General features: G+C 67.6%; 13 protein-coding genes. 11 read left to right on the forward strand and 2 right to left on the reverse strand.

The window, feature by feature from the left end; translation table 11 throughout:
• Positions 1–81 precede the first annotated feature (81 nt).
• Positions 82–3105 carry a TonB-dependent receptor domain-containing protein gene (locus tag H7F51_RS10230; RefSeq protein WP_185664202.1) on the forward strand — a complete coding sequence of 1008 codons (3024 nt, stop codon included), beginning with the start codon at positions 82–84 and terminating at the stop codon, positions 3103–3105.
• A 97-nt stretch (positions 3106–3202) separates the two neighbouring features.
• Here H7F51_RS10230 and H7F51_RS10235 read toward each other — a convergent pair whose 3' ends face one another.
• Positions 3203–4120 carry a LysR family transcriptional regulator gene (locus tag H7F51_RS10235; RefSeq protein WP_185664204.1) on the reverse strand — a complete coding sequence of 306 codons (918 nt, stop codon included), beginning with the start codon at positions 4118–4120 and terminating at the stop codon, positions 3203–3205.
• 137 nt (positions 4121–4257) lie between these two features.
• On the opposite strand from H7F51_RS10235, the gene H7F51_RS10240 reads away from it, so the two are divergent.
• The 10 genes from H7F51_RS10240 (at position 4258) to H7F51_RS10285 (ending at position 11396) form a co-directional block, all read left to right on the forward strand.
• The gene (locus tag H7F51_RS10240; RefSeq protein WP_185664206.1) at positions 4258–4953 is read left to right on the forward strand and encodes a pirin family protein; all 696 of its coding nucleotides are present in this window, start codon (positions 4258–4260) and stop codon (positions 4951–4953) included.
• Between the two features lie 60 nt (positions 4954–5013).
• Positions 5014–5598 carry a nitroreductase family protein gene (locus tag H7F51_RS10245; RefSeq protein WP_185664208.1) on the forward strand — a complete coding sequence of 195 codons (585 nt, stop codon included), beginning with the start codon at positions 5014–5016 and terminating at the stop codon, positions 5596–5598.
• Positions 5599–5689: 91 nt separating this feature from the next.
• Complete coding sequence (locus tag H7F51_RS10250) at positions 5690–6535, forward strand: cytochrome b/b6 domain-containing protein (RefSeq protein WP_185664380.1); 846 nt, start codon at positions 5690–5692, stop codon at positions 6533–6535.
• Positions 6528–7280 (forward strand): molybdopterin-dependent oxidoreductase, encoded by a 753-nt coding sequence (locus H7F51_RS10255; protein ID WP_185664210.1) that lies wholly within the window; start codon positions 6528–6530, stop codon positions 7278–7280. Before H7F51_RS10250 ends, H7F51_RS10255 begins: the two co-directional genes overlap by 8 nt.
• 34 nt (positions 7281–7314) lie before the next feature.
• The gene (locus H7F51_RS10260) at positions 7315–8313 is read left to right on the forward strand and encodes an NAD-dependent epimerase/dehydratase family protein (protein WP_185664213.1); all 999 of its coding nucleotides are present in this window, start codon (positions 7315–7317) and stop codon (positions 8311–8313) included.
• Between the two features lie 122 nt (positions 8314–8435).
• A complete protein-coding gene (dcd, locus tag H7F51_RS10265; RefSeq protein ID WP_185664215.1) occupies positions 8436–8990 on the forward strand; it encodes a dCTP deaminase in 555 nt (184 codons plus the stop codon).
• 121 nt (positions 8991–9111) lie between these two features.
• The gene (locus H7F51_RS18825; RefSeq protein ID WP_185664217.1) at positions 9112–9666 is read left to right on the forward strand and encodes a hypothetical protein; all 555 of its coding nucleotides are present in this window, start codon (positions 9112–9114) and stop codon (positions 9664–9666) included.
• A gap of 99 nt (positions 9667–9765) precedes the next feature.
• A complete protein-coding gene (locus H7F51_RS10275) occupies positions 9766–10218 on the forward strand; it encodes a Dps family protein (RefSeq protein ID WP_185664218.1) in 453 nt (150 codons plus the stop codon).
• Between the two features lie 66 nt (positions 10219–10284).
• Positions 10285–10905 (forward strand): 6-phosphogluconolactonase, encoded by a 621-nt coding sequence (locus H7F51_RS10280; RefSeq protein ID WP_185664219.1) that lies wholly within the window; start codon positions 10285–10287, stop codon positions 10903–10905.
• Positions 10893–11396 carry an NUDIX domain-containing protein gene (locus H7F51_RS10285; protein ID WP_343061265.1) on the forward strand — a complete coding sequence of 168 codons (504 nt, stop codon included), beginning with the start codon at positions 10893–10895 and terminating at the stop codon, positions 11394–11396. The genes H7F51_RS10280 and H7F51_RS10285 overlap by 13 nt, the downstream gene beginning before the upstream one ends.
• Here the strand turns inward: H7F51_RS10285 and dinB are convergent.
• The gene (gene dinB, locus H7F51_RS10290; protein ID WP_185664220.1) at positions 11362–12471 is read right to left on the reverse strand and encodes a DNA polymerase IV; all 1110 of its coding nucleotides are present in this window, start codon (positions 12469–12471) and stop codon (positions 11362–11364) included. The genes H7F51_RS10285 and dinB overlap by 35 nt on opposite strands.
• Positions 12472–12513: the final 42 nt, after the last annotated feature.

Here is a 12513-nt window from a genome sequence, read left to right on the forward strand (position 1 = left end):
ATTGTAACAATTTCATTGTTGACAATCTTGTGACCCTTTCTGCACAATCGGCCCCATAATTCAGGGAGAGGGGCTTTTTCCATGAAGCAGATTGCACTGGTCGCCTTGCTGGCGACCACTGGCCTTGTCGTGCCCGGCGCGGCCATGGCCCAGACCGCCGCACAGGCGGCCGAGGAAGTGACCGAGGCGGTCGACGCGGCGGACATCGTCGTCACTGGATCGCGCGTCAGCACCAATGCCAACAGTCCGACCCCGCTGACCGTCCTGCCGGCCGACCAGTTCCTCAAGCTGCAGCCGACCACGGCGGTCGACGCGCTGGCGCTGATGCCGGCGATGATGGGCTCGCAGGGCACCAGCAGCCGCCCGGGCGGGGGGCAGCGCAACGGCGCGGCGGCCTATCTCTCGCTGCGCAACATGGGCGACCTGCGCACCCTGATCCTGATGGACGGCCAGCGCGTGGTGCCCACGATCAACTCCAACCAGGCCCAGGTCGATGCCGCGGTCGTGCCGCAGCTGCTGCTCAAGCGGGTCGACATGGTGACCGGCGGCGTCTCGGCGGTCTATGGCTCCGACGGCGTCAGCGGGGTGATCAACTTCGTCACCGACCGCGATTTCAACGGGGTCAAGCTCCAGGCCAACAACGGCATCTCGACCTATGGCGACGCGCGGACCTGGGACGTGGGCATTGCCGCCGGCACCCGCTTTGCCGACGATCGCGGCCATATCGAATTCTCGTACCAGCACCTCAAGGACCACGGCGTGGTCGATCGCCGGGATTCGCTGGACCGGGCGATCTATGCCGCCAACACCGGCGGCGCGGGGACCGGCACGTCGGCCAATCCCTATTTCAACATCCCCGACATGCGCCAGTCGAACATGACGTTCGGTGGCCGTATCGTCAGCGTCGGCACCTCGGCCGATTCTGCCGCGCTCAACGGGCTGCAGTTCACCTCGCCGACCACGCTGGCTGCGTTCAACAACGGCCTGCTGCCGATCGTCGGCGGCTCGCTCGCCCCGTTCAGCTCGGCCCTGACCGTCTATAATGCCACGTCCAACCCGACCGGCACGATTGCCACCGGCAACGTCCAGAGCGGGGGCGACGGCGCCTACTACGCCAGCTCGTCGATCAAGCATGCCTCCAGCGCCGACCAGGCGTTCGGCCGCTTCGACTTCGACCTGACCGAGGACATCCATTTCTTCGCCCAGCTGGCCTACAGCCGCCTCGTCAATTCCAACCAGTTCCGCAGCCCGGCCTTCAACGGCAACGCGTCCCTGCGCTTCTCCTATGCCAATCCCTACCTGTGGAACGTGCAGGGCACGGCCGGAACCCTGTTCCGCAGCAACCCGGGCCGCTTCTTCAACATGGGCATCCTGCTGCTCAACGCGCCCACCTCGCAGAACACGACCGAGACCTGGATGGCGCACACCGGGTTCGAGGGGAAGATCGGCGAGAAGCTGAACTGGACCCTGACCGGCGGCAAGTCGAGGTCGGTCATCAACTCGGAAGACTTCTTCAACTTCCGGCGCGACAAGTTCGCCGCCGCGCTCGACGCGGTCGATGTCGGCCAGGTTACCACCGGCACGCCCAGCGGCCAGATCGCCTGCCGCGCCACGGTTGCCTATACCGGCCATGCCGCCAATCCCAACCTTGCCGGCTGCGTCCCGCTCAATGTCTTCGGCGGGATCCAGAATTCCAGCCCGCAGGCCTTGGCCTGGCTTTATGAAACGACCTTCAACCGCCATGTCACCCGGCTGGAGACGATCAGCGGCTCGGTTACCGGCCAGCCGTTCGAGACCTGGGCCGGCCCGGTCAAGATGGCGCTCTCGGGCGAATGGCGCCAGATCCGCTGGGACGTGACCAGCAACGCCGATCCGCTCGACCTGGCGCCCGATTGCGCCGGCATCCTCTACAACTGCACCGCCGGGACCACGGTCAAGTGGTTCAACAACTCGTTCGGCGCGATCTCCGGCGCGAAGCAGACGGTCAAGGAAGGAGCTTTCGAAGTGCAGGTCCCGCTGCTCAGGGACCAGCCGATGTTCCAGGACCTCTCGGTCACCGGCGCGGTCCGCCTGACCGACTACAGCACCAGCGGCAAGGTCACGACCTGGAAGCTGGGCGCCGACTGGCACATCAACGACGACATCCGCATCCGCGCCACCCGCTCGCGCGATATCCGCGCGCCCAACCTGTTCGAGATGTTCTCCTCGGTGAAGCAGAACTGCGCGACCACCACGGTCGACAAGCTGACCGGGGCGACCAACAACAACAACTGCAACATCGAGCGGCCCAACCCCAACCTCACGCCCGAACTGGCCGACACACTGACTGCGGGCGTCGTGCTCACCCCCGGCTTCATTCCGGGCCTGACGCTGTCGGTCGATTACTACCGGATCAAGGTCAAGGACGTGGTCTTCCTCGTCCAGGGCTTCAACCAGAACGTGCTGGCCAACTGCGCCGATCTCAAGGGCGCCCCGGCGATCTGCTCGATCGTGGTCAACCGCAAGGACTGGATCGACACCAACCCGGCGACCAACCCGATCCTCAACACCGAGAGCCAGTTCTTCAACATCGCCAACCAGCGAACCTGGGGCATCGATTTCGAGGCGAACTACAATACGAAGCTGGGCGAGCGCCCGCTCAACCTGCGCCTGCTCGCGGCCTATCAGCCGCAGCTTGATTATGATCAGGGCCCGGTCGGCGTCCTGACCATGGCCGGGGCCTTCAACGTCGGCACCAACCGCTTCTCGGCCTCGCCGAAGTGGCGCCTCACCGGCATCGCCTCGCTCGACGTGACCGACAACATCAGCTTCACCTGGCTGCAACGCTGGCGCTCGGGGCTGAATGCCTACTACGATCCGGCGATCCAGCTGGTGCAGTCGAAGCTGCCCGCGCTCGGCACCACCACGCTCAACCTGTCGTACAAGTTCGAGGACAACCGCCTCGGCAACGGCGAGCTGTTCCTCAACGTGCGCAACGTCTTCAATGCCTTCCCGACGAGCTATTACTCGGGCCAGGTGACGCAGCCGTCCAGCCAGCCGTTCCTGCCCGAAGGGGATGACACGCTCGGCCGTTACTTCACCGTCGGTTTCCGCCTCAAGCTCTGAGCGCAGGGCGGCGGGGTGGCGCGTGCCGCTCCGCCGCGCCAGCCCTCCTCCCCGCGCGATTTGAACGCCCGCGCGGGGAGGAGTGGCGGGTCTTTATCTACGCCCCTGGCCCGCATTGGGCGTGAAAGCGGGCGCCAAGCTCATCGCGGATCCAGCGTGCGGCCGGGCCAAGGTGGCTGCCGCGCTGCCAGGCGGCCCAGATCGGATAGGCCGTGCTGCGCCCTTCCGGAACCGGCAAGATCACCAGCCGCCCGGCGGCAAGGTCGGCCTCCACCATGTGGCGCGGCATGTTGCCCCAGCCGATCCCCTCCAGCAGCAGCGCATGTTTCGCGCCGAGATCGCCCAGCCGCCAGGTGCGCGCCGCGAACACGCCGAAGTCCTGCCCCTCGGTCAGGCTCGAGCGGTCGGTCAGCACCAGCTGGCGGTAGCGCCGGGCAATGCCGGGCTCGATCCGCTCCATCCGCGCCAGCGGATGGGCCGGCGCGGCCACCGGGACCAGTTCCAGATCGCCCAGCGCCTGCAGTTCGAGCAGCGGCTGACCCGCAGTCGCCGGCCCCGCCACGGCCAGTTGCGCCCGCCCGTCCAGCACCAGCCCGGCAACCGCGCCGAGGCCTTCGACATGCAGGGTCAGGTCCACGGTCGGAAAGGCCAGTTCGAAATCGCGCAGCAGGCCCGAAAGTTGCCGCTGCGGCACCATCACGTCGATGGCCAGGCCAAGGCAGGTCTCCAGCCCCTCGTTGTAGGCGCGCACCCCGGCGATCAGGTCGTCCACCCCGTCGCCGATCGCGCGGGCGTGTGTCAGCACGGCCTTGCCCGCCTCGGTCAGCACCGGGCGGCGCGATCCTTCGCGGTCGAACAGGCGCACGCCGAGCTGCGCCTCGAGCCCGGCAATGCCGTAGCTGATAGCCGAGACCGCGCGCCCCATCTGCCGCGCCGCGCCGTTGAACGAGCCTTGTTCGGCCACGGCAAGGAGGATCGCGAGTTGGTCGAGGGTAGGGCGGGCAACGTCAGCCATTCTAATATCCTGAACATTTGAGACGAATTTATCCGTCTTTTTCGATTGCCTGCCAAGCCCTATCTCCCCGTTCAACCACTAGCCACGCAGCGGCCACGAACGAGAGTTCCGGGCCGGACTGCCTGGGGAGAAAGACGATGATCGAACTGCGCCCCTTTTCCACCCTCGGTGCCGCCAACCACGGCTGGCTCGATGCGCACCACCACTTCTCCTTCGCCGACTACTACGAGCAGGAGCGGACTCACTGGGGCGCCCTGCGCGTCTGGAATGATGACGTGATCGCGCCGAAGTCCGGCTTCCCGCCGCATCCGCACCGCGACATGGAGATCATCACCTACATCCGCCAGGGCGCGATCTCGCACCGCGACAATCTCGGCAATTCCGGGCGGACCGAGGCGGGCGATGTCCAGGTCATGTCGGCCGGCACCGGGATCCAGCACGCCGAATACAACATGGAGGACGAGGAAACCCGCCTGTTCCAGATCTGGATCATGCCCGACCGGCGCGGCCATGCGCCCAGCTGGGGCACCCGGCCGTTTCCGAAGGATGATCGTTCTGGTGCTTTCACCGTCCTTGCTTCCGGCATTGCCGGGGATGACGCGCTGCAGATCAACGCTGATGCCCGCGTCCTCGGGGCGCTGGTCAAGGCCGGAGACACCGTGCGTTATGAAACCACGCCCGAACGCCATGCCTATCTCGTCCCCGCCAGCGGCCGGATCAAGGTCGGGGAGGTTGAGGCCAATGCCCGCGACGGCGTCGCCATCACCGGCCTTCCGGTGATCGAGGTCACCGCGCTCGAGGACGCCGAACTGGTCCTGGTCGACGCCGCCTGAACCCCTGTTTCCCTAACCCTCTCCCCCCAACCCTCTCCAAAGCCCCCAAGGAGTACCCCCATGTCCGAACGTATCGCCAACACCCGCGTCCTGCCGGTGATCTTCGATCGCTGGTCGCCCCGCGCCTTTGACGGCAGCGCCGTGCCCCAGGCCGATCTCGACGTCATCTTCGAGGCCGCCGGGCTCGCCGCCTCGGCCTTCAACTACCAGCCTTGGCGGTTCCCCTATGCCCACCGCGCCGACGGCGCGCAGTTCGAAGCGTTTCTGTCGGCACTGGTGCCGTTCAACCAGTCGTGGGCCAAGGATGCCTCGGTGCTGGTCTTCGCGGTCTCCGACCAGGCGATGCGCAGCGACAAGGGCGCCAATCCGAACCACAGCCACTCGTTCGACACCGGGGCCGCCTGGGCCAACCTTGCCCTGCAGGCCACCGCGCTGGGCTATCACACCCACGGCATGACCGGGGTCGATTTCGAGCGCGCCGCCGAAGTGCTCAACCTGCCCGAAGGCTTCCGGATCGAGGCGGCGATCGCCATCGGCCGCCAGGCTCCGGCCGAGGTCCTGCCCGAAGGCCTGCGCGAACGCGAAGTGCCCACGGGGCGCAAGCCGGTGGCCGAATTTGCCTGGTCGGGCCCGTTCCCGGGCTGATGCCCCATTCGGCGCGGGGGTGGCGTAACCCCCGCGCCGCGCTTGCGTGCACTTGCACACCGGCCTAGTCTCCTGCGCGAACGGGGAGAATATCGTGGCCGATCAACAGCCCGCGTCGCAGCAGCCGGCTCCCGGCGCCCTCGTTCGCCGCCACCGCCTGTCCACCCGGCTGTGGCACTGGCTCAACGTCATTACCCTCTTCGTCATGCTGAAAAGCGGGCTGATGATCTTCAACGCCCATCCCCGGCTCTACTGGGGGATCTACGGCGCCAATTTCGATCACTCCTGGCTGCAGGTCACTCATCGCGGCGACGAAGGCATCCTGCGCATCGGCGATGCCGTCTTCGTCACCACCGGCCTGCTCGGCAGCTACCGGGACGCGGGCGGCGCCGTGCAGTTCCACGCCTTTCCCTACTGGCTGACCTTGCCGTCCAACTACAGCCTCGCCGATGCCCGGCTCTGGCACCTCGCTTTCGCCTGGGTCCTCGCGCTCGGCTTCGCGGCCTATCTCCTCTGGTCCTTGCTTAACGGCCACATCCGCCGCGATCTCCACATCACCCGCGGCGAATGGTCCCCGGCCCATATCTGGGGCGACATCAAGCAACATGCCCGCCTGCGCTTCCCCACCGGTGCGGCGGCCCTGCGCTACAACGTCCTCCAGAAGCTGGCCTATGGCTCGGTCCTGTTCGTCCTGCTCCCGCTGATCATCCTCACCGGCCTCACCATGTCGCCGGGAATGAACGCGGCGATCCCGGCCCTGCTCGACCTGTTCGGCGGCCGGCAGACGGCGCGCTCGCTCCATTTCCTCGCCGCGCTCGGCCTCGTCCTCTTCTTCGTGGTCCATATCGCCATGGTCCTGCTTGCCGGGCCGCTGAACGAGGTGCGCGGGATGATCACCGGCTGGTATCGCCTGCCCAAGGATCGCGATCATGGCTGAGCCGATCTCCCGCCGGGGTCTGATCGCCGCGGGCGGCTCGCTGCTTCTCGCCGGCTGCGACAAGCTGAATGGCAACCCCGCCTTGCGTGGCCTGCTGATCAGCGCCGAAGATGCCCACCGCGCCAGCCAGCGCCTGCTTACCGGCGGCGCGCTCGCCCCCGAATTCGCTGAGAACCAGCGCTCGCCCAACTTCCGCTCCAACGGCAATGCCACCGCTGCCGGCAACGCCGAGTGGGACCGCCACGCCGCCGAAAACTTCGCCCGCTGGTCCCTGCGGGTCGACGGCCTCGTCATGCGCCCGCTCGATCTCACGCTGGAGGCGCTGAAAGCCCTGCCGCAGCGCAGCCAGATCACCCGGCACGACTGCGTCGAGGGCTGGAGCGCGATTGGCGGCTGGACCGGGCCGCAGCTTGGCACGGTCCTGCGCATGGCCAGCCTGCTCCCCGCCGCGCGCTATCTCGTGTTCCACTGCGCCGACCGCTTCGGCCCCACCCCCTATTACGAATCGATCGACCTGATCGACGCCTTCCATCCGCAGACGATCCTCGCCCACACCATGAACGGCGGCCCCCTGCCGACAGGCCACGGCGCCCCCCTGCGCCTCCGGGTCGAGCGTCAGCTGGGCTACAAGCAGGCCAAATACGTCATGCGGATCGAGGCCCGCGCCAGCCTCGCCGGGCTCTACGGCGGCAAGGGCGGCTTCTGGGAGGACCGGTCGGACTATGCGTGGTACGCCGGAATTTAACCCCCTCGCAAACCCCGCAAGCTAAGGGAGCGGCATGAAAGTCCTCGTCACCGGCGCCGCCGGCTTCATCGGTTTCAGCCTGATCCGCGCCTTGGCCGCCCGCGGTGACAGCGTGGTCGGCATCGACAACTGCAACGACTACTATCAGGTCTCGCTGAAGCGCGACCGCCTTGCCCTGCTGACGGCGGAGGCGGGCGAGCGCTTCACTTTCATCGAGCAGGACTTTGCCGACTATCCCGCGCTCACCGCCGCGCTCGCCGGGCACGAGTTCGACGCCATCGCCCACCTCGGCGCCCAGGCGGGTGTGCGCTACTCCCTCGAAAACCCCCACGCCTACGTCCAGTCGAACCTTGCCGGCCACGTCAACCTGCTGGAGATCGCCCGCCACCGGAAGGTCGGCCATATGGTCTATGCCAGCTCCTCCTCGGTCTATGGCGGCAACACCAAGCTGCCTTTCGCGGTGGAGGACCGCACCGATCACCCCGTCTCGCTCTACGCCGCCACCAAGCGCGCCGACGAACTGATGAGCGAGACCTACGCCCACCTCTACCGGCTCCCGCTCACGGGCCTCAGGTTCTTCACCGTCTATGGCCCCTGGGGCCGCCCCGACATGATGCTGTGGATCTTCACCCGAAAGATCCTCGCCGGCGAGCGCCTGCCCGTGTTCAACCACGGCGACATGTACCGCGACTTCACTTACATCGACGACATCGTCGACGGCGTGATCCGCAGCCTCGACAATCCCCCGGCCGACGACGGCGCGGCGAAAGCGGGCGGCAGCACCAAGCCGCACCGCCTCTACAACATCGGCAATCACCGCAGCGAACACCTGATGAAGGTGATCGGCCTGATCGAGCAGGCCACCGGGCGCAAGGCCGACCTCGACCTCCTGCCCATGCAGGCCGGAGACGTCCACCGCACCGAGGCCGACATCGAAGCCATCGCCTCGGACCTCGGCTATGCCCCCACAACCACCATCGAGCAGGGCGTCCCCGCCTTCGTCGAATGGTACCGGGGATATCACTCTGTTTGATGGGTACGCCTTGGCCATCCGGCCAAGGCTTGCGGCACCGGGCCGGGGGAACGGGCCGATACCGGGGGTATAACTTGCCGCGTGCTCTTGCCCCGGCCACAGCCATCGGGAATGAACCCGCCATGGCGATTCTTTCAGACAAGTGGATCCGCGAAAAGGCCCTCAATGAAGGGATGATCGAACCGTTCGTGGAGAGCCAGCGGCGCGAAGGCTGCATTTCCTACGGCCTTTCGTCCTATGGCTACGACGCCCGCGTTGCGCCCGAGTTCAAGATCTTCACCAATGTCGACAGCGCCGTGGTCGATCCCAAGGACTTCGCCGCCAACTCCTTCGTCGACCGCACGACCGACGTCTGCGTCATCCCGCCCAATTCCTTCGCGCTGGCCCGCACGGTCGAATATTTCCGCGTGCCCCGCGACGTGCTGGTGATCTGCCTCGGCAAGAGCACCTATGCCCGCTGCGGCATCATCGTGAACGTCACCCCGCTCGAACCGGGCTGGGAAGGCCACGTCACGCTGGAATTCTCCAACACCACCCCGCTCCCGGCCAAGATCTACGCCAACGAAGGCGCCTGCCAGTTCCTGTTCCTGGCTGGCAACGAACCTTGCGAGACCAGCTATGCCGACCGCGCCGGCAAATACATGGGCCAGCGCGGGGTCACCCTGCCGAGGCTCTGAGCCACCCCGCAATCTCGTCATGCCAGCGCAGGCTGGCATCGCTGTCGGCGAGGCAAGGCCATGTGTCAGGCGCGGCGACAACGGATTCCACCCGCCCGCCGGCCCTGCTAACACCCGCCGCGTGAGCGCCTTCCTCTTCGCCTTCCTCGCCGTCCTCGTCTGCGGAATCGGTGCGCGCGACCAGTCGCTCGTCGCCGGCGTCACCCGCGTTCAGGGCCAGCGCCCGCTGCTGCTCCTCACCGCGCTGGCCGCCGCCGCTGCCACCACGGCCTTCGCCGGCTGGGCCGCCACGCGGCTGGTCGCCGACATGGTCCCCGCCGCCCGCATCCTGTTCGCCGCCATGGCCCTCGTCCTCGCCGGGCTCGAGATCCTCGTCCTGCGCGCGCCGCGCCAGCCGGAGGAGCCGACCGGCTCGCTCTTCGCCGCCTTCGTCGTCCTCGCCGCCCAGCAGATCACCGACGGCGCCCGTTTCCTGATCCTCGCCATCGCCGTAGCCACCGCCATGCCGCTCACCGCCGCGCTCGGCGGCGGCATGGCCTCGATGGCCATGGTCAGTGCCGGCTGGCTGCGCCCCGACCTCGTCGCCGCCCGCCCGGTCCGGCTCGTGCGCCGCCTCGCCGGCACCGTGCTGGTCCTGATCGGGCTCTGGCTCGGCCTTGCTCAACTTATCGGGTGAAGCGATCAGCAAGCGCGGAATTGCCGGGGAACCCGATTTCTCTTCCGGGCGTATAAGGGCCGGGTTCAAGGGCAACCGAACAGGAAAAGGGTTCAGGCAATGGGCGACAATTCGAAGAAGGCACTGGTCGAAAGCCTCAACACTCTGCTGGCCGACACCTTCGCGCTCTACATCAAGACCAAGAATTTCCACTGGCACGTCAAGGGCCCGAATTTCCGCGACCTGCACCTGCTGTTCGACGAGCAGGCCGCCGAGATCTTCGCCCTGACCGACCTGATCGCCGAGCGTGTCCGCAAGAACGGGGCCGATACCCTGACCTCGCTCGGCGCGATTGTCCGCAAGTCGCAGGTCGCCGATCAGGACAGCACCGGGCTCGATGCCGCGGCCATGGTCAAGGAACTGATCGGAGACAACGAAACCTACCTCGCCGCCCTGCGTGCCGCCAAGGCCGCCGCCGGCGAAGCGGGCGACAATGCCACCGAAGGCCAGAGCGACGACTGGACCGACCAGTGCGAACGCCGCATCTGGTTCCTCAAGCAGACCGTGGCCTGATCTCCTTGGCGCGCATAGCAATGCAGCACCGTTCCGGCCGGGCCGGGGCGGTGCTATGCCGCTGCCATGTCCATTGAAATCATCGACGGCGCGAACGACGCCGCCATTGCCGACTGGCTGGCAGACCGCCTGCTCGTCGCGCTCGACAAGGCCGGGCCGGAGGGGATCGCGATCTCGCTGCCCGGCGGCTCGACCCCGTTCCCGATCCTCGCCGCGCTCCAGGGCCACCCGATCGACTGGTCGCGCGTGGCGGTCTGGCCGGGGGATGACCGGATCGTCGAGGAAGCGAGCCCCTTCAGCAATGTCGGCCGGATTCGCGCCCTGCTCGAACCGCTCGGCGCGCGGATCGTGGCGCTCGAGGAAGGGGCCCTGCCGCCCCGTTTCGCCCTCGTCTGGCTCGGCATGGGTGAGGACGGGCACATTGCCTCGCTTTTCCCGAACACCGATCCGCGCGCTGACGCGGGCCGCGCGGTGATCCGGCTGACCCCTGATCCGCTCCCGCCCGAGGCGCCGTTCGACCGGCTCTCGCTGACCATCCCGGCCCTGACCGATGCCGATGGTCTGCTGTTCGTCATCCGGGGCGGTTCCAAGCGCGCGCTGTTCGAGGCGGCCTCGCTCGGCGCGCACGACCTGCCGGTGGCGCGTCTGCTGGCGGCGCGCAGCCAGCCGGTCACGTGCTTCGCCTGAACCGGATAACCATTGGCCTGATTCCGGCGCCGCTGCACATCGCGGCGCTGCGTCTGGCGCACTGGGTCCGCCTGCGTTGGTGGAAGCTCGCCGGCAGCCGGGTGCGGGGCTGCCGCGTCCTGGTGCTCGATCCGCATAGCCGGGTCCTGCTGATCCGCCATTCCTATGGCTCGGGGCAATGGATGCTGCCGGGCGGCGGCCTTGGCCGGGGGGAAGATCCGGTGATCGGCGCGGTGCGCGAAATGTTCGAGGAAGTCGGCCTGCGGCTCGATGAGGCCTGCCTCGTCGGTCAGGTCGGCGATGCCCTGTCGTCCCACGAATCCTGGCTGGTCGCGGGCACCAGTTCGGATGAACCCCACCCCGACCGGCGCGAGGTCCTCGAAGCGCGCTTCTTCGCGGCGGAGGACCTGCCCGAAGAGACCGCGCCCCGGGTGAAGCGGGAACTGCCCGGCTGGATCACAGCAGCGAAAGCTGCCCGTCCGGCGGCCTGACCTCCGCTCTCTCGCGCCCTTCCAGCGAAGACAGGGTCAGCCCCATCAGCCGCACCGGCTGGGGCAGGGGCAGGGCCTCGTCCAGCAGGCCGTGGCCGAGCGCGGCGAATTCGGCCTTGCCCGCCACCGCGCGCGGCAGCGAGCGAGCGCGGGTGAGGGTGGTGAAGTCCGACAGGCGCAGCTTGAGCGTCACCGTCCGGCCTTTGGCCTCGGCTCCGGCGATCCGTTCCCACACGATCTCCACGATCCCGTCCAGCGTCTCGCGCAGGGCCGGGCCGGAGGAAATGTCGTGGTGGAACGTCCGCTCACCGCCGATCGATTTCCGCGGCCGGTTGGCCCGTACCGGCCTGAGGTCGATTCCCCGCGCCGCGCGGTAGAGATAGTCTCCAAAAGATCCGAACGCGGCGCGCAGGAAGGCGAGGTCCTTTTCCCTCAGGTCCGCCCCGGTTGCGATCCCGAGCCGCGCCATCTTCTCCGCCCCGCGCGGGCCGACCCCGTGGAACCGCCCCACCGGCAGGCCGGCCACGAACCGGGCTCCATCGCCGGGCCGGATCACGCAGAGCCCGTCGGGCTTGTTCTGGTCGCTGGCGAGCTTGGCGAGAAACTTGTTGTAGGACACCCCCGCGCTCGCGGTCAGTCCGGTCTCCGCCTTGATCCGCGCCCGGATCAGCTCGGCGATGCGGGTGGCCGACCCGATGCCCTTGAGATCGTCGGTCACGTCGAGATAGGCCTCGTCGAGGCTGAGCGGTTCGACGTGCGGGGTATAGTCGAGAAAGATCGTCCGGATCTGGCGCGAAACCTCGCGGTAGACCTCGAAGCGCGGCTTGCGGAACACCAGGTCGGGGCAGAGCCGGATCGCCCGCGCCGAGGCCATGGCCGAACGCACCCCGAACCGCCGCGCCTCGTAGCTCGCCGCCGCCACGACCCCGCGCGCGGACGATCCGCCCACAGCCACCGGCAGCCCGCGCAGCTCCGGCTCGTCGCGCTGCTCGACGCTGGCGAAGAAGGCATCCATGTCGACGTGGATCACCTTGCGCAGGCCCTGGGCCTCGTCATCTGGCTCGTTGTCGTCCATCCTAGGTAGCCCATAGCAAAGTCTGATTGGCTCGGCCCCAAG

Source organism: Novosphingobium flavum, assembly GCF_014230315.1.
GTDB lineage: Bacteria > Pseudomonadota > Alphaproteobacteria > Sphingomonadales > Sphingomonadaceae > Novosphingobium > Novosphingobium flavum.